Source organism: Ensifer sp. GW821-FHT05G01, assembly GCF_059419585.1.
In genome coordinates this window covers 36920-59237 of record NZ_JBWKSC010000012.1, presented here as the reverse complement: position 1 = coordinate 59237, position 22318 = coordinate 36920, and the positions used below count along the sequence as shown (strand labels likewise).

20 protein-coding genes are annotated in these 22318 nt (G+C 63.3%); 10 read left to right on the top strand and 10 right to left on the bottom strand.

The features are described 5' to 3' along the window. The first annotated feature begins 128 nt into the window (after positions 1 to 128). The 7 genes from glgC (at position 129) to AC07UR_RS25390 (ending at position 8775) form a co-directional block, all read left to right on the top strand. Positions 129 to 1391 carry a glucose-1-phosphate adenylyltransferase gene (gene glgC, locus AC07UR_RS25420; protein WP_025424848.1) on the top strand — a complete coding sequence of 421 codons (1263 nt, stop codon included), beginning with the start codon at positions 129 to 131 and terminating at the stop codon, positions 1389 to 1391. Positions 1392 to 1402: 11 nt separating this feature from the next. Then, a complete protein-coding gene (glgA, locus tag AC07UR_RS25415; RefSeq protein WP_173423675.1) occupies positions 1403 to 2845 on the top strand; it encodes a glycogen synthase GlgA in 1443 nt (480 codons plus the stop codon). 6 nt (positions 2846 to 2851) lie between these two features. Then, positions 2852 to 4480, top strand: coding sequence for an alpha-D-glucose phosphate-specific phosphoglucomutase (locus tag AC07UR_RS25410; protein WP_173423676.1), 1629 nt, complete (start codon positions 2852 to 2854; stop codon positions 4478 to 4480). Positions 4481 to 4652: 172 nt separating this feature from the next. Further along, positions 4653 to 6617, top strand: a complete 1965-nt coding sequence (gene glgX / locus AC07UR_RS25405; protein WP_209791544.1) for a glycogen debranching protein GlgX — start codon at positions 4653 to 4655, stop codon at positions 6615 to 6617. A gap of 76 nt (positions 6618 to 6693) precedes the next feature. Continuing rightward, positions 6694 to 7182: a MaoC family dehydratase gene (locus tag AC07UR_RS25400; RefSeq protein ID WP_173423678.1), complete on the top strand. Its 489-nt coding sequence runs from the start codon at positions 6694 to 6696 to the stop codon at positions 7180 to 7182. Continuing rightward, positions 7175 to 8245 carry a DUF2332 domain-containing protein gene (locus AC07UR_RS25395; RefSeq protein WP_173423679.1) on the top strand — a complete coding sequence of 357 codons (1071 nt, stop codon included), beginning with the start codon at positions 7175 to 7177 and terminating at the stop codon, positions 8243 to 8245. The genes AC07UR_RS25400 and AC07UR_RS25395 overlap by 8 nt, the downstream gene beginning before the upstream one ends. Beyond that, positions 8242 to 8775 carry a GNAT family N-acetyltransferase gene (locus AC07UR_RS25390; protein ID WP_209791542.1) on the top strand — a complete coding sequence of 178 codons (534 nt, stop codon included), beginning with the start codon at positions 8242 to 8244 and terminating at the stop codon, positions 8773 to 8775. Before AC07UR_RS25395 ends, AC07UR_RS25390 begins: the two co-directional genes overlap by 4 nt. A gap of 60 nt (positions 8776 to 8835) precedes the next feature. On the opposite strand, the gene AC07UR_RS25385 is transcribed toward AC07UR_RS25390, so the two are convergent. The 5 genes from AC07UR_RS25385 to AC07UR_RS25365 all read right to left on the bottom strand — a co-directional run bounded on the left by AC07UR_RS25385 (position 8836) and on the right by AC07UR_RS25365 (position 15206). Beyond that, a complete protein-coding gene (locus AC07UR_RS25385; RefSeq protein WP_209791540.1) occupies positions 8836 to 9960 on the bottom strand; it encodes a zinc-dependent alcohol dehydrogenase family protein in 1125 nt (374 codons plus the stop codon). 120 nt (positions 9961 to 10080) lie between these two features. Next, on the bottom strand, positions 10081 to 10632 hold the full coding sequence (soxG, locus tag AC07UR_RS25380) for a sarcosine oxidase subunit gamma family protein (RefSeq protein WP_173423682.1): 552 nt from the start codon (positions 10630 to 10632) through the stop codon (positions 10081 to 10083). Then, positions 10625 to 13618, bottom strand: a complete 2994-nt coding sequence (locus tag AC07UR_RS25375; RefSeq protein ID WP_209791538.1) for a sarcosine oxidase subunit alpha — start codon at positions 13616 to 13618, stop codon at positions 10625 to 10627. Before AC07UR_RS25375 ends, soxG begins: the two co-directional genes overlap by 8 nt. Next, the gene (locus AC07UR_RS25370; RefSeq protein ID WP_209791535.1) at positions 13615 to 13935 is read right to left on the bottom strand and encodes a sarcosine oxidase subunit delta; all 321 of its coding nucleotides are present in this window, start codon (positions 13933 to 13935) and stop codon (positions 13615 to 13617) included. The genes AC07UR_RS25375 and AC07UR_RS25370 overlap by 4 nt, the downstream gene beginning before the upstream one ends. Positions 13936 to 13952: 17 nt before the next feature. Further along, positions 13953 to 15206 (bottom strand): sarcosine oxidase subunit beta family protein, encoded by a 1254-nt coding sequence (locus AC07UR_RS25365; protein WP_173423684.1) that lies wholly within the window; start codon positions 15204 to 15206, stop codon positions 13953 to 13955. A 337-nt stretch (positions 15207 to 15543) separates the two neighbouring features. On the opposite strand from AC07UR_RS25365, the gene rpsU reads away from it, so the two are divergent. The 3 genes from rpsU to AC07UR_RS25350 all read left to right on the top strand — a co-directional run bounded on the left by rpsU (position 15544) and on the right by AC07UR_RS25350 (position 17531). Further along, positions 15544 to 15756, top strand: coding sequence for a 30S ribosomal protein S21 (gene rpsU, locus AC07UR_RS25360; protein ID WP_077500520.1), 213 nt, complete (start codon positions 15544 to 15546; stop codon positions 15754 to 15756). 264 nt (positions 15757 to 16020) lie between these two features. Continuing rightward, entirely contained in the window at positions 16021 to 16905 is an 885-nt protein-coding gene (locus tag AC07UR_RS25355; protein ID WP_234903152.1) for a tetratricopeptide repeat protein, read from the top strand. A gap of 149 nt (positions 16906 to 17054) precedes the next feature. Continuing rightward, positions 17055 to 17531 carry a DUF992 domain-containing protein gene (locus AC07UR_RS25350; RefSeq protein ID WP_173423686.1) on the top strand — a complete coding sequence of 159 codons (477 nt, stop codon included), beginning with the start codon at positions 17055 to 17057 and terminating at the stop codon, positions 17529 to 17531. Between the two features lie 230 nt (positions 17532 to 17761). Here the strand turns inward: AC07UR_RS25350 and AC07UR_RS25345 are convergent, their stop codons facing one another. The 5 genes from AC07UR_RS25345 to AC07UR_RS25325 form a co-directional block, all read right to left on the bottom strand. Continuing rightward, positions 17762 to 19162 carry an NAD(P)(+) transhydrogenase (Re/Si-specific) subunit beta gene (locus tag AC07UR_RS25345; RefSeq protein WP_173423687.1) on the bottom strand — a complete coding sequence of 467 codons (1401 nt, stop codon included), beginning with the start codon at positions 19160 to 19162 and terminating at the stop codon, positions 17762 to 17764. A gap of 9 nt (positions 19163 to 19171) precedes the next feature. Then, the gene (locus AC07UR_RS25340; RefSeq protein WP_077500512.1) at positions 19172 to 19591 is read right to left on the bottom strand and encodes a proton-translocating transhydrogenase family protein; all 420 of its coding nucleotides are present in this window, start codon (positions 19589 to 19591) and stop codon (positions 19172 to 19174) included. Continuing rightward, positions 19591 to 20739 carry a Re/Si-specific NAD(P)(+) transhydrogenase subunit alpha gene (locus AC07UR_RS25335; protein WP_209791530.1) on the bottom strand — a complete coding sequence of 383 codons (1149 nt, stop codon included), beginning with the start codon at positions 20737 to 20739 and terminating at the stop codon, positions 19591 to 19593. The genes AC07UR_RS25340 and AC07UR_RS25335 overlap by 1 nt, the downstream gene beginning before the upstream one ends. 340 nt (positions 20740 to 21079) lie before the next feature. Further along, positions 21080 to 21304, bottom strand: coding sequence for an aa3-type cytochrome c oxidase subunit IV (locus tag AC07UR_RS25330; protein ID WP_173423690.1), 225 nt, complete (start codon positions 21302 to 21304; stop codon positions 21080 to 21082). Positions 21305 to 21552: 248 nt separating this feature from the next. Beyond that, a complete protein-coding gene (locus AC07UR_RS25325) occupies positions 21553 to 22275 on the bottom strand; it encodes an N-acyl amino acid synthase FeeM domain-containing protein (RefSeq protein WP_234903153.1) in 723 nt (240 codons plus the stop codon). Between the last annotated feature and the right edge of the window lie 43 nt (positions 22276 to 22318).

The window sequence follows — 22318 nt, the reverse complement described above, 5'->3', positions numbered from 1 at the left end:
AGCGATAGCGTGTTTCAGCCGAAGGAGTGAACCGAACGGCGGGAGCGCAAGAAGAAATTTCGAGGGCCGCAAGGCGTCGCAAACGTCGCCGTGACGATCCCGAGGAACAATGATTTTGGGGAGGACAAATGGTGGAAAAGCGTACGCAACCCTTGGCCCGTGATGCCATGGCCTATGTTCTCGCTGGCGGCCGCGGCAGCCGCCTGAAGGAATTGACCGACCGGCGGGCAAAGCCGGCCGTCTACTTCGGCGGCAAGGCCCGCATCATCGACTTCGCTCTCTCGAACGCGCTGAATTCCGGCATCCGCCGCATTGGCGTCGCCACCCAGTACAAGGCGCACTCGCTGATCCGCCATCTGCAGCGCGGCTGGAACTTCTTCCGCCCCGAGCGAAACGAAAGCTTCGACATCCTGCCGGCAAGCCAGCGCGTCTCTGAGACGCAATGGTACGAAGGCACCGCCGACGCGGTCTACCAGAACATCGACATCATCGAGGACCACGGCGTCGAATACATGGTCATCCTCGCGGGCGACCACATCTACAAGATGGACTACGAATTGATGCTGCAGCAGCACGTCGATTCCGGCGCCGACGTCACCATCGGCTGCCTTGAAGTGCCGCGCATGGAAGCAACCGGCTTCGGCGTCATGCACGTCGACGACAAGGACCGTATCATCGCCTTCGTCGAGAAACCGGCCGATCCGCCAGGCATCCCCGGAAATCCCGAGATGGCCCTTGCCTCGATGGGCATCTATGTCTTCCACACCAAGTTCCTGATGGACCTTTTGCGGCGCGACGCCGCCGACCCGAAATCGAGCCGCGACTTCGGCAAGGACATCATCCCCTATATCGTCGACAACGGTAAGGCTGTCGCCCACCGCTTCAACCAGTCCTGCGTCCGTTCCGATTTCGAGCGCGAGGCCTATTGGCGCGACGTCGGCACGATCGATGCCTATTGGCAGGCCAACATCGACCTGACCCATGTGACGCCGGAGCTCGACATCTACGACAGCACCTGGCCGATCTGGACCTTTGCCGAGATCAAGCCGCCTGCAAAATTCGTGCACGACGATGAAAACCGTCGCGGTTCGGCAACCTCCTCGTTGGTGTCGGGCGACTGCATCATCTCGGGCGCTGCCCTTAACCGTAGCCTGCTTTTCACCGGCGTCCGCGTAAATTCATATTCGCGACTGGAAAATGCCGTCATCCTGCCCGATGTGAAGATCGGTCGCCGCGCGTTGCTCAGCAACGTGGTGATCGATAGCCGCGTGGTCATTCCGGAGGGCCTCGTTGTCGGTGAAGATCCGGAGTTGGATGCGAAGCGCTTCCGCCGTTCGGAAAACGGCGTTTGCCTGATCACCCAAACGATGATCGACAAACTGGGAATGTAGGTCCGCCTCTGATGAACATCCTTTCCGTTGCGTCCGAAGTGTATCCGCTGGTCAAGACCGGGGGGCTCGCCGACGTCGTCGGCGCCCTGCCGGCAGCGCTGTCGCCGCACGGTATCCGCACCCGCACATTGGTGCCCGGCTATCCCGCCGTGCTGCAAAAGCTGAAGAAGAAAAAGAAGGTGGGCAGCTTTGCCAACCTGTTCGGCAGCCCGGCCTCGGTTCTCGCCGCCGATCTCGACGGGCTCGATTTGCTGGTCCTCGATCTGCCCACACTCTACGAACGCGACGGCGGGCCCTATGTCGACGCCACCGGCCGCGACTATGTCGACAACTTCCGCCGCTTCGCCGCCCTTTCATTGGCCGCGGCCGAAATCGCCGCCGGCGATGTCGTGGCCGGTTGGAAGCCCGATATCGTCCATGTGCACGACTGGCAGACGGCGCTGACGCCGGTCTATATGCGCTTTGGCCGCGCAGCCTCCACACCGACGGTCATGACCATCCACAACATCGCCTTCCAGGGGCAGTTCGGGCCGGAAGTCTTTGCCGAGCTGGCGCTTCCGCCCGAAGCCTTCTCGATGCAGTTCGTCGAATATTACGGCGATGTCGGCTTCCTCAAGGGTGGTCTGCAGACCGCAAATGCGATCACCACCGTCAGCCCGTCCTATGCGCAGGAAATCCTGACACCGGAATTCGGCATGGGTCTCGAGGGTTTGCTGAAGAGCAGGCTTTCCGACCTTTCCGGCATCGTCAACGGTATCGACGCCGATGTATGGAACCCGGCAAGCGACCCGCTGATCGCCCAGCATTTCAGCGCGACGACCTTGAAGCAGCGTGGCGCCAACCGGCGGGCAATCGAGGAACGCTTCGGGCTGGAACAGGGCAACGGCCCGATCTTCTGCGTCATCAGCCGGCTCACCTGGCAGAAGGGCATGGATCTGCTTGCCGAGGTTACCGACGAGATCGTGGCGATGGGCGGCAAGCTCATCGTTCTCGGCTCCGGCGACACTGCGCTCGAAGGCGCGCTTCTTGCTGCCGCCTCGCGTCACCGCGGCCATGTCGGCATGGTCACCGGCTATAACGAACCGCTCTCCCACCTGATGCAGGCGGGATCGGACGCAATCCTCATCCCGTCGCGCTTCGAGCCCTGCGGGCTCACCCAGCTTTACGGCCTGCGCTACGGTTGCGTGCCTGTCGTCGCGCGCACCGGCGGTCTTGCCGACACCATCATCGACGCGAACGAAGCGGGATTGTCGGCCAAGGTCGCGACCGGTTTCCAGTTCACGCCGGTCAACGCCGACGGGTTGCGTCTTGCGATCCGGCGCGTCTTCCGTGCATACAACGAACCGAAAGTCTGGGCGCGTCTGCAGACCCAGGGCATGAAATCGGACGTATCCTGGGCCAGAAGTGCCGAGCGTTACGTCTCTCTATATTCCGGTCTTCTCGGGAAAGGCTAAGCCAGAATGATAAGAACAGTCACCACCACACCCTATGGCGACCAGAAGCCCGGCACGTCGGGCCTGCGCAAGAAGGTTCCGGTGTTCCAACAGAAGAACTATGCCGAGAACTTCATCCAGTCGATCTTCGACGCGCTCGAAGGCTTTGCCGGCCAGACCCTGGTGATCGGCGGCGACGGCCGCTTCTACAACCGCGAAGTCATCCAGATCGCCATCAAGATGGCCGCTGCCAACGGCTTCGGCCGTGTGCTCGTCGGCCGCGGCGGCATCCTGTCGACGCCCGCGGCCTCCAACGTCATCCGCAAATACGAAGCCTTCGGCGGCATCGTGCTGTCTGCCAGCCACAATCCCGGCGGCCCGACCGAAGACTTCGGCATCAAGTACAATATCGGCAATGGCGGCCCGGCGCCGGAGAAGGTCACCGACGCGATCTATGCCCGCAGCCAGGTGATCGACACCTACAAGATTTCCGATGTCGCCGACGTCAACCTCGATGCGGAAGGCACGCAGGAGATCGACGGCATGACGGTCACCGTCATCGATCCGGTGTCCGACTACGCCACGCTGATGGAAAGCCTGTTCGACTTCGACGCCATCCGCAAGCTGATCTCGGGCGGCTTCCGCGTCGTCTTCGACGCTATGAGCGCCGTCACCGGCCCCTACGCCAAGGAGATCATCGAAAAACGTCTGGGCGCACCGAAGGGCTCGGTGATGAACTTCATTCCGCTGCCGGACTTCGGTGGCCATCACCCGGACCCGAACCTCGTGCACGCCCGCGCGCTCTACGAGACGATGATGGCGCCCGATGCGCCCGATTTCGGTGCAGCCTCCGACGGCGACGGCGACCGCAACCTCGTCATCGGCCGCGGTATCTTCATCACGCCTTCCGACAGCCTGGCGATGCTGGCAGCGAATGCGCATCTGGCGCCGGGCTACGCCAAGGGTCTCGCGGGCATCGCCCGCTCGATGCCGACAAGTGGGGCTGCCGACCGTGTCGCCGAAAAACTCGGCATCGGTCTTTACGAGACGCCGACCGGCTGGAAGTTCTTCGGCAACCTTCTTGACGAAGGCATGGCGACGATCTGTGGCGAGGAAAGTGCGGGCACCGGCTCCAACCACGTGCGCGAGAAGGACGGCCTGTGGGCGGTTCTGCTCTGGCTGAACATCCTTGCCGTGCGCAAGGAAAGCGCGCTGGAGATCGCCCGCAAGCATTGGGCGACCTACGGCCGCAACTACTATTCGCGCCACGACTACGAGGAAGTGGACAGCGATGCCGCCAACGGCCTGGTGGCAGCGCTTCGCGACCAGCTTTCGACCCTGCCCGGAAAATCCTTCGGCGCGCTCAAGGTCGCAACAGCAGACGACTTTGCCTACAACGACCCGGTCGACCACTCTGTCAGCAAGAACCAGGGCATCCGCATCCTGTTCGAAGGCGGCTCCCGCGTCGTCTTCCGCCTGTCGGGAACCGGAACCTCGGGCGCGACGCTGCGCGTCTATATCGAACGTTTCGAACCGGATCCGGCTCGTCACGACATCGACACCCAGGAAGCACTCGCCGACCTCATCCTCGTTGCCGACGAGATCGCCGGCATCAAGACCCGCACCGGCCGCACCGAGCCGAGCGTCATCACCTGAGGGGGCGCCCCAACAGGGGCGTTCGAAGATCTGACATTGCCGCGGCATGTTTGCTGAAATCGGAAACGGATTTGGGCGAAGGTGATGCGGCAGACTTCACGTGTTGCAGCGTCCTTCGCGCGTCATTTCTGGCGCGCGGCGCTGCAGGAAAAAGCCGAGGGGGCCCTGATCGATGCCGAAAGCCGCACTGCCACCCCTCGGCGCCACGCTTACCCCTGATGGCACGCGCTTTGCCGTGTGGTCCCGCAACGCCGCGCGCATCGACCTCTGCCTGTTCGACAAGGCGGGCGAAGAGGCCTTGTGCCAACTGCCGATGGTGCGCGACGGCGACGTGCACAGCCTTGTGGTCGCCGATGCGCCGAAGGGGACGCGCTACGGCTATCGCGCCGATGGCGTCTACTCGCCCGACCACGGCCTCTGGTTCGATCCGTCAAAGTTTTTGGTCGACCCCTACGCCATCGAACTCGACCGGCCGTTCCGGCACGATCCGAGGCTCACCATCTTCGGCGAGGACACAGCCGATCTCGTGCCAAAGGCAATCGTCACCGACATCAAGACCGCCAAGCCGAAGCCGCCAATCTTTAAAGCGGGCGGACTGATCTACGAGATCGCTGTCAAGCCTTTCACCGCGTTGCGTCAGGATATCCCCGAGGCCAAGCGCGGCACGGTCGCGGCACTCGCCGAGCCCGTGATCATCGAGCATCTGAAGCGGCTCGGTGTTTCCGCCGTCGAACTGATGCCGATCGTCGCCTGGATCGACGAGCGCCACCTGCCACCGCTCGGGCTCAGCAATGGCTGGGGCTACAATCCGATCGTACCGATGGCGCTCGATCCGCGACTGGTGCCAGGTGGCGTGAAGGAACTGCGCCAGACCGTCGAAGCGCTGCGCAAGGCCGGCATCGGCGTCATCCTCGATCTGGTCTTCAACCATTCCGGCGAAAGCGATCGGCTCGGCACCACCCTGTCGATGCGCGGGCTCGACAACCTCGCTTACTATCGCCACGTCACCGACAGGCCCGGCGACCTGATCAACGACACCGGCTGCGGCAACACGATCGCCTGCGACCACCCTGTCGTCCAGACGCTGACCCTCGACAGCCTGCGCCACTTCGTGCTCGCCGCCGGCGTCGACGGCTTCCGCTTCGATCTCGCCTCGATCCTCGGCCGCGACATGGCAGGTTTTCACCGCGATGCCCCACTGTTCGAAGCCATTCATGCCGACCCAGTGCTTGCCGATCGCGTGCTGATCGCCGAGCCCTGGGATGTCGGCCCCGGCGGCTACCAGCTCGGCAATTTCCCCGCTCCGTTCCTCGAATGGAACGACCGGGCGCGTGACGATATCAGGCTCTACTGGCGCGGCGACCGGCATGTGATCGGCGCGCTTGCGACAGCCCTTGCGGGCTCGTCCGACACGTTCTCCCGCTGGGGCGACGCCGGCACCCGGACGGTCAACTTCATCGCCGCTCATGACGGCTTCACCCTTGCCGACATCGTTGCCTTCGCCGGCAAGCACAATGAAGCAAACGGCGAAGAGAACCGCGACGGCCACAACGAGAACCATTCCTGGAACAATGGCGCCGAGGGTGCGACGACCGATCCCGAGATTCTGACGGCGCGCCGGCACGATGTCATGGCCCTGCTCGGCACGCTGTTTGCCTCCCGCGGTACAATCATGCTGACCGCCGGCGACGAAGGCGGGCGCAGCCAGCGTGGCAACAACAATGCCTATTGCCAGGACAATGACATAACCTGGATCAACTGGGACGCCATGGACGAGACGCTGGTCGCCCATACGGCAGCGCTTTCAGCGCTGAGGAGGCGCTTCGCCGTCCTCGGCGAGACGGCGTTCTTCACCGGCAAAGGCGATGTCGAATGGCTGCGCCTCGACGGCCACCCGATGGCGGTGACGGATTGGGAGCACCCGGCAACGGACAACCTGATGATGGTGCTGGCCACCCGGGACGGCAGGAAGAAGCGGTCGACGCGGCTCGCCGTCGTCGTCAATCGCAGCCACGCGCCGCACCCGATCCATCTGCCCGAAAGCCTCGACGGACAGTGGCAGGATGCGCTTTCCCACGAGCCCCCGCTCACTTTCGTCCCCCCTCGCTCCGTTTCCTTCTTCGTCGAAAATTTCTGAACTATTCCGACCACTTGCTAGAACTCGCCCGACCGTCCTATAGAATCGTCCGGGGGGCCACTTTCAGGACAGCCACATGCTGAAGGATATTTCACTTGCCGAAATCAGACCGCTGGTCGGCACCGAGGTCGGTGTCTCCGACTGGATCACGGTCACGCAGGAAACGATCGACAAGTTCGCTGAAGCTACCGGCGACTATCAGTACATCCATGTCGATCCGGTGCGCGCCGCCGCCGAAACACCGTTCGGCGGCACCATCGCGCATGGCTTCCTGTCGCTGTCGCTGCTGTCGGCGATGAACTACAGCTGCCTGCCCAAGATCCGCGAACAGACGATGGGTATCAACTACGGCTTCGAGAAGGTGCGCTTCATCGCTCCGGTCAAAAGCGGTGCCCGCGTGCGCGGACACTTCACCATGGCCGACGCCCGCTTCCGTGGCGGCAGCATGCTGATGATCACCTATGATGTCAGCGTCGAGGTCGAGGGCGAGCGCAAGCCGGCATTGACCGCCACCTGGCAAACGATCATCCAGTTCGACCCCAAGGACCGCCCCGCCGATGCCTGAGGCGAAGGCAACCGAGCAGGCCGTGCGCAACGCATTTCGCGACCAGGCGAAGTCCTGCGACGGGCTCGGCTCCCCGTTCACGGCGCGGCTCTGCCGCCTGATCGCCGATCGGCTCAAATCTGACACTCTGGTCGGTGCCCGTGTGCTCGGCTGGGAAGGCGACCCGACATCCGCGGGCGATTCCGTTGCGTTGCGGCTTTGCGGCGCCCTGCACGCACTCGTGCGCGCCGGCAGGGACGATCGGTTGCAGGCGAGTTATCCGCCGATCCCGGCAGACGACGAGACACTGTGGTCAGCAGTGGAGCACGCCATTCAGCGGGATGAGGCCTTCATTCTGGATCGGCTGCAGTCGGCGCCACAGACCAACGAAGTTCGCCGCTCGGGCGCACTGCTTGCCGGCTTCCTGACGCTTGCCCATATGTTCGGCAAGCCGCTGGTGCTGTCGGAACTCGGCGCCAGCGCCGGCCTCAACCTGCACTGGGACCGCTATCGCTATCGGCTGGGCGATACCGCCTGGGGCGATCCTGCAGCACGCGTCGTCATCGAACCACGCTGGACCGGCCCGAATCCACCGACAACAGCGATCGCTGTGACAGATCGCGCCGGCTGCGATCTCAATCCGCTCGACCCCACCTCGAAACAGGATCGCCTGCGCCTGCTCTCCTACATCTGGGCAGACCAGCAGGATCGTCTCGACCGCACCAGCTTTGCCTTCGAGACGGCGGCAGCTCGTCCTGAGCGCGTCGTGCGCGCCGATGCGATCGACTGGCTGAGACAGCGGCTGGCACGGAATTTTCCCGGCGCCGTCCATGTCGTCTATCACACGATTGCGTGGCAGTATTTTCCAAGGGCGTCGCAGGACGAAGGCGAAGCTCTGATTGCCGAAGCTGGCAGGAACGCAACAAAGGACGCGCCGCTTGCACGGCTGCAGATGGAAGCCGACGGGCAGACGCCCGGCGCTGCCCTCAGTCTGCAGGTCTGGCCAAGCGGCGAAAAGTATCTCATCGGCCGCGCCGACTTCCACGGGCGCTGGGTCGAGTGGACAGGATGGCCGCACGCATGATCATCGAACCAGCCGACGGGCGCTTTGTCTCCGACTTTGAAGCGTGCGACTTCTCCTTCGAGGTGACAGCGGAAGCCGTCCCCCCCTTCGATGGACCGGGTCTCAGCGGCACGATGCCGGTGGACGCCTATCGCAAGACCTATGATGCCGACCCGGTCGAACTCCTGGAGGCGGCGGCAGAAAGTGATGCCGCACTCTTCGTCGCTCGCGCCGAAGGCCGAATGCTCGGCTACATCGCATTGTCCATAGGCTGGAACGGCTACGCCGAGATCGACGATATCGCAGTCGATGCCTCGGCGCGCCGTTCGGGCGTCGCCGTGGCGATGATGGATAAGGCCGTCAATTGGGCAAGAGAGCACAGCCTGGCGGGACTTCGCCTCGAAACCCAGTCCAATAATGTTACGGCCTGCCGTTTCTACGCGCGGTACGGTTTCGAATTGGCCGGTTACGATCGCTATCTCTATACGGCACTCAACCCCGGCACGCGCGAAGTTGCGCTCTACTGGTATCTTCGGTTCGACGCCGATTAGAAAGCAACCTGGCTCTGCCACCCCTGTTCCGATTGAAGAGACGAAGCTGCGAGAACCCGATCAGAACGTGATCACGTGGCGGATGACCTTGCCTTGATCCAGCAGGTCGAAGGCTTCGTTGATCTCCTCGAGCGGACCGGTGCTCGACAGCAACCTGTCGACCGGTAGCTTGCCCCGCCGATAAAGCCCGATGAAACGGGGAATATCGCGGCTCGGCACGCAGCTTCCCATGTAGCTGCCACGAAGCGTGCGTTCTTCGGCAACCAGGCTGACGGCCGGAATGGCGATCTGGCTCGAGGGATGCGCAAGGCCCGCCGACGCCGTCGCTCCGCCACGGCGGGTGATGCGATAGGCAAGCTCGAATGCCTTGACGGAACCGGCCGCCTCCAGCGCATGATCGACGCCGCCTGATGTCACCTCGCGGATCGCATCGGCCACGTCAGGATCGGTGGCGACGAAGGTGTCGGTCGCGCCAAGCGACCGTGCCAGCGCCAGCTTGTCCTCGCTAAGATCGATCGCCACCACCCGCTCCGCGCCTGACGCCACCGCTCCGAGCACTGCGGCAAGCCCGACGCCACCGAGGCCGACGACGGCAACCGACTGGCCAGCCTGGACGCGGCAGGTGTTGACGATTGCGCCGACGCCCGTCAGCACGGCGCAGCCGAAAAGTGCTGCTTCCACGAGCGGCAGATCCGCCTCGATCTTGACGGCCGAACGGCGTGACACCACCGCATAATCGGCAAAGCCGGAAACACCGAGATGGTGGTGAACCGGAACGGTGTCGCAACGGATCCGGCGTTCTCCCGAAAGCAGCGTCCCCTTGCCGTTGGCCTCGGCCCCGGGAATGCACAGCGCCGGGCGACCTTCCGCGCAGGGCAGGCAATGGCCGCAACTCGGCATGAAGCTCATCACCACCCGATCACCGGGCTTGAGGTCGCTGACCGCGCTGCCGACGGCTTCAACTGTACCTGCCGCCTCATGGCCGAGCGTCATCGGCAAGGACCGCGGCCTGTCGCCGTTGATGACGGAAAGATCGGAATGGCAGAGACCGGCAGCGCCAATGCGCACCAGCAGTTCATCCGGGCCTGGCGGATCAAGATCGACGGTCTCGATGGAAAGTGGCCGTGTCGTGGAATAGGGCCGTTCGACCGGCGTGTGCCGGAGCACCGCTGCACGTGTTTTCAAACCATCCTCCCGCTTGCAAACGGGGGCAGCTTAGCCGCCGGAGGTTTCCGGCGGCAAGGTCACATTGCAGGCCTGGCGATCATCGTTGCGGATCGACAGGCAGGCAGGAAGTCGTCGAAGCTAATGGCCGGCGTCCGCAGCCCCTTCGGACAGCATGCCGAAGACGTAAGGCGAAAAAGACCGCCAGCATTCGACGCGGAAGGTATCCTCGGCGATGCGCAGCAGCACGATTTCGACCTTGCCGAAAATGGTGCGCGAGCAGGCACCGACCGGGAAGATCGCCAGCGACAGGTCCTGCGGGCAGCCGCTGTTGATGGCCACTTCCGCACCCGGACCGCTGACGACGACTGCGACGTTGCGATGGGAGACGTCGACGGCCGAATGCAGCGCGCCGCTCTTGGCGGCCGCAGCCATCAGGTCGGCTTCGCCCTCGTCGATGACAAGCCATTCGTCCGGTCCGAGCCAGAGCGCATGGCGCTTGCCTTTCGAAGCCGAGGTCTTCGCTCGCGTCGGCAGGGTGACGCCGAGGGCGGCCGAGAGGCCGGGCAGCGCATCGGCGCCAGCCCTTAGCGACAGGCGCGAAGCGGCGGGTGCCGGCGTCAGGACCACCTCGGAAAAACCGCCGCGGGCAGTAAGAGCGCTCTTGCGGGTTGCAGTTGCCAGATCAGCCATGGAGGCGACCCCCTTCCTTGTCAAAGAACACCATGTCGCTCACCTCGACGGCAATCGTCCTGTCGGCCATCGGCACGTAGAGCGTCTGGCCGAGGCGCGCGCGACCGCCGGCAACGACGGCAAGCGCGATCGAGCGACCGCAATTTTCCGACCAGTAGGACGACGTCACGTGGCCCAGCATCGTCATCGGCTTCGGCTGGTTCGGATCGGCGACGATCTGCGCGCCCTCCTCCAGCACCACGTTCGGATCCTTTGTCAGGAGCCCGACGAGCTGCTTGCGACCGTCCTTGACCAGATCCGGCCGCTTGAGGCCGCGAATGCCGACGAAATCGGCCTTCTTCTTCGAGACCGCCCAGGACAGGGCGGCATCATCCGGCGTCAGCGTTCCGTCGGTGTCCTGGCCGACGATGATGTAGCCCTTCTCCGCGCGCAACACGTGCATGGTCTCGGTGCCGTAGGCGCAGGCGCCCATCGGCTCGGCCCGCTCCCAGATCGCTTCCCAGACCGCCTGACCATAATCGGCCGGCACGTTGACTTCGAAGCCGAGCTCGCCGGTAAACGACATGCGGAACAGCCGGGTCGGCACGCCGCAGATCTTGCCTTCGGCCACGCTCATATGCGGGAAGGCCTCGTTGGAAAGATCGATACCCTCGACCAGCGGAGCGATGATCTCGCGTGCCTTCGGCCCCTGCACGGCGATGACGGCCCATTGTTCCGTCGTCGAGGTCAGCCAGACCTTCAGGTGCGGGAACTCGGTCTGCAGGTAGTCTTCCATGTGGTTCATCACCCGCGGCGCGCCGCCGGTGGTCGTCGTCACGTGGAAGCGATCCTCGGCAAGCCTGCCGACCACGCCGTCGTCATAGACGAAGCCGTCGTCGCGCAGCATGATGCCGTAACGGCAGCGGCCAGGCTTCAGCGTGTCCCAGGCATTGGTGTACATCAGGTTGAGGAACTGAGCCGCATCCGGGCCGACAACCTCGATCTTGCCGAGCGTCGAGGCGTCGAACAGGCCGGCAACCTCGCGCACGGTCTTGCACTCGCGCGCGACCGCCTCATGCATGCCCTCGCCTGCCCTCGGGTAGAACCAGGCACGTTTCCAGTTGCCGACATCCTCGAACGCGGCGCCATGCGCCTCTTCCCAGGCATGAACCGGTGTCTTGCGGGCAGGATCGAACAGGCTGCCGCGCGAATGGTTGACGATCGCGCCGAAGGTGACCGGCGTGTACGGCTGGCGGAAGGTCGTCAGGCCCACCTGCGGAATATCCTTGCCGAGCGCTTCTGCGGCAATGGCAAGGCCATGCATGTTGGACAGCTTGCCCTGGTCCGACGCCATGCCGTTGGTGGTGAAGCGCTTGATATGCTCGATCGAATGCATGCCTTCGCGCACCGCAAGCCGGATGTCCTTGGCGCAGACATCGTGCTGGAAGTCGATAAAGGCCTTGACGCTGGTGTCGGGCCCGGCCCCTTCGGCAGCGCCGATCATGCCGCCGGTCCAGCTGAAGGCATTGTCGCCGTGCAGCGTTACCTGAGCGCCACCTTCGGCACCAGCCGCGCGCGCGGTCAGTTCGCCGGCGGCCAGCGCCTCGTCGATCGTTGCCTGCAGATCATCGGTGCCGTTGCAGGCCCCGATCGACAGGCAATCCTGCAGATAGGTCCCCGGCAGGAAGCGCTGCGTGGCCGCGTCGAATTTCACCTTGCCGCGTGACTGCGAGAACAGGTGCACCGACGGTGTCCAGCCGGACGAGACGAGCAGCGCGTCGACGGCAATCTTGCGCGCCGATCCGCCGCCGTTGCGGGCAACGCTGATCGACGATACGCGCAGCTTGCCACCGGAATTGACGACGGAGTGTCCGGTCAGCACCTCGATGCCGAGGCGGCGGGCTTCCGCCAGCACCGCTTCGCCCGGGTTTTCACGGCAGTCGACGATGGCGGGAACGGCAACGCCGGCGCGCTTGAGGTCGAACGCCGCCTCATAGGCGGAATCATGTGCCGTGTAGACGCCGACCTTGGAACCGACAGCAACGCCGTAATGGTTGAGATAGGTGCGGCCGGCCGAAGCGAGCATGATGCCCGGACGGTCGTTGTTAGCAAACACCATGTGGCGCTCGATCGAGCCGTTGGCGAGGATCACCTTCTTGGCGCGCACCTGCCATAGCCGCTCGCGCGGCAAGGCCTTGTCGAGCGCCGGCAGGTGGTCCGTCACCCTTTCGACGAGGCCGACGAAGTTGTGGTTGTAATAGCCGAAGCCCGTGGTGCGGGTAAGCACAGTGACGTTGTCCATCGCGGCAAGCGTCTTCACCGTCGACTGCGCCCAGTCCCAGCCGTCCTTCCCGTCGATCGTCGTGCCGCTTTCATAGCGCAGCGCGCCGCCGACTTCCGGCTGTTCGTCGCAAAGGATCACCTTGGCGCCAGCCTTGGCGGCGGCAAGCGCTGCCGAAAGACCGGCGACGCCAGCGCCGATCACCAGCACGTCGCAATGGGCATAGCGGCTGGCATAGTGATCGGGATCCGCTTCCGTCGGCGCGACGCCGAGACCGGCTGCTCGGCGGATGAAGGGTTCGTAGATCTTGTGCCACGCAGCCTTCGGCCACATGAAGGTCTTGTAGTAGAAACCGGCGGCAAAGAACGGCGACAGGAGGTCGTTGAACCCGCCGACGTCGAAGGCGAGCGACGGCCAACGGTTCTGCGATTCCACCTTCATGCCGTCGAAGACTTCCTGCACGGTTGCGCGCACGTTCGGCTGGCGGCGGGCCGCATCGCGCGAGATGTCGAGCAACGCATTCGGCTCTTCGGCGCCGGCGGAAAGAATGCCGCGCGGACGATGATACTTGAACGAGCGGCCGACGAGATGAATGCCGTTGGCAAGCAAAGCGGAAGCGACGGTGTCGCCTTCAAGTGCCGTCAGCGTGCGTCCGTCGAAGGTGAAGCGGGCGGTGCGCGCTGGCGTCAGACGGCCGGAACCTGCAATACGATTGGCGCCGCTCATCGTGCCGCTCCCTTGTCCTGTTCGCCCTTGAGAATGGTGGCCACATCGGGCTTGGGTTCGCCCGCCTTGTAGGTGGTATAGAACCGGTCGCTCACCGTGTCGCGGGCGGCATTGAAGAACCGGCCGCAGCCGTGGATATGGCGCCAGCGTTCGAAGATCAGGCCCTTGGGGTTCTGACGGAGGAAGAAGAACGCCTCGAACTCCTCGTCGCTGATCTCGGCAATGTTGGTCGGACGGACGATATGGGCGTCACCGGCATTGCGGAACTCGAGCTCGGAGCGCTCTTCCTCGCAATAGGGGCAATAGATCAGAAGCATCTCGAAATCCTTGGCAATCAGTGCGCAACGGCGGCAGCGGCCGCCTCGTCGATCAGTCGGCCGGTGCGGAAGCGGTCGAGCGTTAGCCCGGCGGCCAGCCGATGCGGTTCGCCCCTCGCAATGAGGTGCGCAAACAGGTTGGCCGAGCCCGGCGTCGCCTTGAAGCCGCCCGTACCCCAGCCGGCATTGAGGAACAGCCCTGGAACCGGCGTGATGCCCTGGATCGGCGAGCGGTCCTGCGTCACGTCGACGATACCGCCCCACTGCCGCATCATCTTGACACGCCGGAACATCGGGAAGAGCTCGCAGATCGCATCCAGCGTGTGGGTGATGATCTGCAGGCCGCCCGTCTGGGAGTAGGAATTGTACTGGTCGGTGCCGGCGCCGATGACGAGTTCGCCCTTGTCGGACTGCGAGATATAGGCATGCACCGAGTTCGACATGACGACACAGGGAAACATCGGCTTCAGAGGTTCGGAAACCAGCGCCTGCAGCGGCTGGCTCTGCAGCGGCACGCGCACGTCGGCCATTTCCATCAGCACCGACGAGTGCCCTGCGGCAGAAACGCCGATCTTCTTGGCGCCGATGAAGCCGCGATTGGTATCGACGCCGGTCACTTTGCCGGTCTCGTCGCGGCGGATGCCGGTCACTTCGCAATTCTGGATGATGTGCACGCCGCGGTCGGACGCGCCGCGGGCGTAACCCCAGGCAACCGCATCGTGTCGCGCCGTGCCGCCGCGCCGCTGCAGCGCCGCACCGTTGATCGGATAGCGGGCGTTCTTGGCGATATCGAGCGGCGGGCAGTAGGCCTTGGCCTGTTCCGGCGTCAGCCACTCATTGTCGATGCCGTAGAGACGGTTGGCATTGATATGGCGCTTGAACGACTGCTGGTCGTGGATGTTGTGCGAAAGCATCATGACGCCGCGCGGCGAATACATGACGTTGTAGTTGAGGTCCTGCGACAGGTTTTCCCAGAGCTTCAGCGAATGCTCGTAGATGTCCATGCTCTCTTCATAGAGATAGTTGGACCGGATGATCGTGGTGTTGCGGCCGGTGTTGCCGCCACCGATCCAACCCTTTTCGAGCACCGCGACATTGGTGATGCCGTGTTCCTTGGCAAGATAGTATGCAGCGCCCAGCCCATGGCCGCCGCCGCCAATGATGATCACATCATAGTCCTTGCGGGGCTCGGGCGAAGCCCATTGCGGACCCCATCCCTTGTGGCCGCGCAAAGCCTCGCGCGCCACGGCAAAAACAGAATATTTGCGCATCCGCCTGTTACTCCATGAACCCCGGTGATCATTCTCGTTGGCGTTAGAAATCGCAAATCCGACGCCTGCGCAACGTTTCTTTTGCGACGCAAACGGGCGGACTTGCGCGGAGTTGCGACATCGCCGCAATCCGTCGATTGCCGCTCGATGATACACATAGCGGCCCACCATTGCGGATTTTTCGGCACAGGCTCATGTCCTCGCTGGACTTTCCACTGATGATCTGGTATCCGCACCTTCAATCGTCGAGCTTTCGGCTCAGCGAACGTAGCTTTTTTTGCCTCCGACACCTGACGTGAGGCAACAACTCGAAACAACCAAAGGAACGGGATTTCACGTGCAGGTACTTGTCCGCGATAACAATGTTGACCAGGCGCTCCGCGCTCTCAAGAAGAAGATGCAGCGCGAAGGCATTTTCCGCGAAATGAAGATGCGTGATTTCTACGAAAAGCCGTCCCAGAAGCGCGCCCGCGAAAAGGCTGAAGCCGTTCGCCGCGTCCGCAAGCTGGCGCGCAAGCGTGCACAGCGCGAAGGCGTCGTGGCCCGTTAATTTGTCGATTTTTCGACACTTATCGATCTAAGTCGTGGCGGGGGCGAAATATCGCCGCCGCCTTTCTTTTTGTATGGACATCTTTTCCGTCGTCGGGCTAGCGTGACAATCGCAACCGGCAACGGTGACCGGTCGCGGTGTTTAGCGCCGGACGGTTTGCCGCAGGCCCTCGTAGCCTCGGCTGTGGGGCCCCGCGAGATTCGCCGGCCTCCTTGAACGGGAAGCCGATGGCTTTCGGACCTAGTCGCATTGAGGGATCGACCTTTGACACTTGCTGCCATGACTGCGGACGTCGCCGGTTTTACCACCCAAGAGGCGCGCCGCCGCCACCAGCGCAAGCCGAAGCTTGCCGCCATGTTCCTGCTCGGATCAGCTCTGCTTCTTTCGGGATGCACGACCGACGGACCGGAATCGATGGCCAAGGTCGAGCGTGAACAGGGCTCGCAAGGAAACATCGCATCGCTGTCGAGCGTGATCGCCTCCAACCCGAGCGACCCCGAGGGTTATAACGTCCGTGGCTCCGCCTACGGCCGCGCCGGCGAATACCGCCGCGCCCTTGCCGATTTCGACCAGGCGATCCAGCTCAACGCGCGCTTCTACCAGGCCTATGCCAACCGCGCGCTCGTTCACCGCAACATGGGCAACACCCAGGCAGCCCTTGCCGACTACAACATGGCGCTGCAACTCAACGCCAACTACGATGTCGCCTATATCGGCCGCGGCAATCTCTATCGCCAGGCAGGCCAGCTCGATTCCGCCTTCAACGATTTCAACAAGGCGATCCAGCTCGACACCACCGACCCGCGCGCCTACCACAATCGCGGCCTGATCTATCAGGCGCGCAACCAGCACGGCCAGGCCATCGAAGACTTCTCTACGGCGATCTCGCTGTCGCCGAGCTCGCCGGAGCCCTATAACGGCCGCGGCATCTCCTACGTCGCCCAGGGCGACGACGACAATGCGTTCTCCGACTTCAACACCGCCATCACGCTCGACGGCAAGATTGCCGAATCCTGGGCGAACCAGGCGCTGGTCTACGAGCGCAAGGGCGACAAGACCAAGGCCGCAAAGTCCTACTCACATGCCCTTCAGCTCGATCCGAAATACGAGCCGGCGCGTGCAGGCCTTGCCCGCGTAAAAGCCACGTAAGACGCAAGCACCCCTCTTCCGTTTCAACGCCCGCGACCCGTTCGCGGGCGTTTTCGTTTATCCGCAGCGGCAATCGAGCCTGCGGTGGCGGGCGGAACCTTCCCGGCCACCATCCGTTTGCTCAGGGAATGAAAAACGGAGACTGAGCCATGATCAAGAAGACCTTCATCGCGACACTGGCCCTGGCAGCCCTTTGCGCCGGGCCGTCCGCAGCGCAGAATTATGTCGCACTTGGCCGCCTCGTCTGCGGTTCGGACGGAGGTACAGGCATGATCCTTACCTCGACAAAGAACCTGCTTTGCACCTTCAAACCGGCCAATGGCGCGCCGGCGGCAAGTTATGCCGGCACCATTCGCAAGATCGGCATCGACATCGGCAAGACGGGCAAGAGCACCATGGTCTGGGATGTCCTGGCCAAGACCGGCACGCCGGTGAGCGAATACGCACTTGCCGGCGAATACTACGGTATAGGCGCCGATGCGAGCGTTGCCGTTGGCGGCGGCGCCAAGGTCATCGGCGGCGGCACCAACAAGGCCTTCATGCTGCAACCCGTCAACGTGCAGGTCCAGGAAGGGCTGAACATCGCGATCGGCGTCGACGAGCTGACGCTTGCGCCTGCGAGCTGACAAGGCGCACAGGAGGCGCACAGGAAATGTCGACGAGATGATCCTCGCCGGCAGGCGTCGAGCTGCCGGTAAGGCCGATCCCTCCCCTATAGCGCCGCACGTCAATATGACGCGAAAGGCTCTGTGGAATTTGGGACCTGCATGCCTGCTTTGCCGGCGGTTCGACGCAACAGACGAAAACGCCCGCCATATGGCGGGCGTTTTCTATTCCAACGTTCAGTGACGGCCGATCAGGCGTGCAGCGCCTTGACGATGTCTTCCGTCACCTTCTTGGCGTCGCCGAGCAGCATCATGGTGCCATCCTTGTAGAACAGCGTGTTGTCGATGCCGGCATAGCCGGATCCGAGCGAGCGCTTGACGAACAGGCAGGTCTTGGCCTTGTCGACGTCCAGGATCGGCATGCCATAGATCGGCGACGACGGGTCGTCGCGGGCGGCCGGGTTGGTGACGTCGTTGGCGCCGATGACATAGGCGACATCCGCCTGGGCGAATTCCGAGTTGATGTCTTCAAGCTCGAACACTTCGTCATAGGGAACGTTGGCTTCGGCGAGCAGCACGTTCATATGACCCGGCATACGGCCGGCGACCGGATGGATCGCGTATTTCACATCGACGCCTGCGGCCTTCAGCTGGTCGCCGAGTTCGCGCAGCGCATGCTGCGCCTGGGCAACGGCCATGCCGTAACCCGGAACGATGATCACCTTGGAGGCATTGGCCATCAGGAACGCCGCATCATCGGCGGCCCCCTGCTTGACGGTGCGCTGGACGCCGTCGTCGACGGCAGCTGTCGCCGTCTCGCCGCCGAAGCCGCCGAGAATGACCGAGATGAACGAGCGGTTCATGCCCTTGCACATGATGTAGGACAGGATCGCACCGGATGAGCCGACGAGCGCGCCGGTGATGATCAGCGCCAGGTTGCCGAGCGTGAAGCCGATGCCGGCCGCTGCCCAACCCGAATAGGAGTTGAGCATCGACACGACCACCGGCATGTCGGCGCCGCCGATCGGGACGATGATCAGGACACCAAGCGCCAGCGACAGGAGAACGATCAGCCAGAACACCGTCGTGCTCTGGGTGAAGACCAGCATGATCACCAGCACGACAAGCGCGATCGCCAGGCCGGCGTTGACGAAGTGACGGCCGGTGAGCAGGATCGGCTTGCCGGACATGCGTCCGTCGAGCTTGAGGAAGGCGATGATCGAACCGGTAAAGGTGATCGCGCCGATGGCAACGCCGAGCGACATTTCGACCAGCGCCTGGGCGTGAATGTCGCCGACGGTGCCGATGCCGAAGCTTTCGGGCGCGTACATCGCCGCGGCCGCGACCATGACTGCTGCGAGACCCACGAGCGAGTGGAAGGCGGCAACAAGCTGCGGCATCGACGTCATGGCAATGCGCCGCGCGATCACAGCACCAGCGCCGCCACCAATCGCAAGGCCGAGCACGATCAGCAGGAAACCGCCGAAGGTGGGCTTTGCCAGAAGCAGCGTGGTGACGATGGCAATGCCCATGCCGACCATGCCGTAGGTGTTGCCCTTGCGGCTGGTAGCCGGGTGCGACAGACCGCGCAGTGCCATGATGAAAAGCACGCCGGAGACGAGATAGAGGAAGGCTGCGAAATTAGCGTTCATCGGCCGGCCTCACTTGTCTTTTTTCTTGTACATGGCGAGCATGCGCTGGGTGACCAGGAAGCCACCAAAGATGTTCACCGAGGCGAGCACGAGCGCGATGAAACCGAAACCGGTCGCAAGCCCCGAGGCCGAGATGCCGACGGCGAGCAGTGCGCCGACGACGATGACCGAGGAGATCGCGTTGGTGACCGCCATCAACGGCGTGTGCAGAGCCGGTGTCACCGACCAGACGACGTAATAGCCGACGAAGATCGACAGGACGAAGATCGCCAGACGGAAGACGAACGGATCGATCGCGCCGCCGGTGGCGCCGTGCGCGAGCGCGCCGGCTGCTTCCGCCGTTTCGGGCAGGTTCAGAGCCGCCTGCTGGACGGCAGCCACCGCCTTGTCGAGCGCATCGAGCGCTTTTTCCAATGCTTCGTTGGCCATCAAAGATCCCCCTTCTTCTTCGGCTCGAAATTCGGGTTGACGATGGCGCCACCATGGGTAAGCGCCGTCGCCTTGACGAGCTCGTCCTCCATGTTGAGTGCCAACGCCTTGGTTTCCTTGGAGACCATGGTCTCGAGGAAGGTCACGAGGTTCTTGGCGTAGAGACCGGAAGCCGATGCGGCGATCCGGCCGGGCACGTTGAGATGGCCGACGACCTTGACGCCTTCGACGTCGGCAACCTTGCCCGCCTCAGCACCCTCGACATTGCCGCCCCGCTCGATGGCGAGATCGACCGCGACCGAACCTGGCTTCATTGCCTTCAGCATTTCGCGGGTGACGAGGCGCGGTGCAGGACGGCCCGGGATGAGCGCCGTGGTGATGACGATGTCCTGCTTGGCGATGTGCTCGGCAACAAGGGCTGCCTGTTTCGCCTGATATTCCTTGGACATTTCCTTGGCATAGCCGCCGGACGTTTCCGCCGCCTTGAATTCCTCGTCCTCGACGGCGATGAATTTGGCGCCGAGCGAGGCCACCTGCTCCTTCGAAGCGGGACGCACATCGGTCGCCGACACGACGGCGCCGAGACGGCGGGCGGTCGCGATCGCCTGCAGACCGGCAACGCCGGCGCCCATGACGAAGACCTTGGCCGCCGGAACCGTGCCGGCTGCCGTCATCATCATCGGTAGCGCCCGGTCATATTCGTAGGCCGCGTCGATCACCGCCTGGTATCCGGCAAGGTTTGCCTGGCTCGACAGCACGTCCATCGACTGTGCGCGGGTGATGCGGGGCATCAGTTCCATCGCAAAGGCGGAAAGGCCGGCCTTGGCCATTTCGGCGACCGCATCCTCGTTGCCATAGGGATCCATGATGGCGATGACGATGGCGCCGGATTTGTAGCCGGCGATTTCGGCGCTGTTCGGCCGGCGCACCCTGAGGACGACATCAGCCGTCTTCGCATCGGCGATTTTGCCGATCCGGGCACCAACCTTCTCATATTCCGCATCCGGGACGCGCGACAAAAACCCGGCGCCGGCCTCGACAACCACGTCGAATCCGAGCCCCTTCAGTTTCTTCACGCTATCCGGAGATGCCGCAACGCGACCCTCGTTCGGATCCGTTTCCTTGGCAACAAAGACAATTTCGCTCACAAGTCCCCTCCCTGGCCGCAAACGAGCCAAGGCTGGAATGCGGGCATCCTGTCCGACTGCAAGGCGGCCGCTCGTGCGAGCAGGCGCCCTCCCATGTGCAAAGCACACATTCCCCTGGAGACAGGCCAGGCCTGCCCTCCACTCCCCTCACGCGGTGAGGATAAAGCGCCACGCGTTCTCGTAAACGAACACGTCAAGGCGCTGCAAACATTCATGAGCCTTGAGCAAGGCAATCGACGCTCCCAGTCGATGCCGTGCGGCTTCAATCCGGACATCCGGACCGGCAGCCAAGGGCGGGCCTCCCCGGCCCGTCCGTGGCAAGTCTTGTCAGAGAAGCCGATTAACGAAGGAAGAAGAAACCGGCGACGTTGAGAAGGATGAACAGCACCAGCGCGCTGAAGAAGCCCATGGCGGTGAAGAAACCTGCCGCCATGGCGATCAGCAGAGCGACGCAGAACATCGTGCCGTATTTCGTTGCACTGAGGAAGAAGTTGTAGGTCTTCTCGTGTTCCGCATAATCCATTGGAGCGCCCATTTCGACCGGTCCAGAATGATGCTTAGCCATCGTACAATTCTCCCAGAATGCTGCGGCGCGACCCTTGGCCCTCGCCGCCCTTCAACCTTGATCCGCAAACGACTTCTACGGAAAAACGCGCAGACGTCCATTAGCTGCCCATACACAATGCCGGGGCCACGCGCAACGAAAACCCGTCGCTGTGCCCAGTCACCTGGGGCGATATGCCGCGTGCGTCTCGAAAGCGCGTCACGCGCCCGAGAAATGGCAAATTGCCCCGCGCTTTTAGACGACGGGCGCTACCGGAACACGGATGTGCGGTACGACCGGCCGGACCCGTTCTGCGCGATGCGCGCCGTCGGCAGGATCGTCAGCGGCGCGAACGGCACCTCCTGGCGGTCCGCGAACATCAGGCGTCGCTCGAACGGCTCGGAATCGAAGATCGGGTAGCGGTCAAGGATCGAAGGCCGCTGTCCCCTCACCTGCGCAACCAGCAGCGCGCCATCGGCATTATAGACACCGAGGTTCTCGCGCTTGGCGACAACCGTCTCGGACGCAAAGATGCGCTTGTAGAATGCCGCATGCCTTGGCCGGCAAGCGGTCAGGCATCGGTCGGCGCTGAAGTATTCGCATGCCATCGCCACCGGCCTGAGCGTCAGGTAGGGAAGCGCCCGCATCTCGTCGCCGGTAACGTCAGGATCGACCGCCAACCGGCCGGGATCGACCAGCACCATGCCGGCATCGAGAAACACATCGATTTCGGGCGCGAAGATCAGCCCCGAGGTGCTGGCCCTGTGCTGCGGCGTGACGTGATGGACACGCACCGTGCTGACAAGGTTCTCGTCGAGATAGATACCGAAGACATAGGCGTGGCTGTCGAAATCGAGATCGTCGATCAGGGTCGAACCCGTCAGCTCCATCAGGTTGACGGCCTTGTAGGCCTTATAGCGAAGCCGGGCGATATCCTCCATGTCCTCGCCTGTCTCGACCCGCCGATATTCGACGCGATCGAGAAGAAGCATCAGCTTCTCAGAAAAACTCCCAGGCTCCGCCCGGTGAAGACCT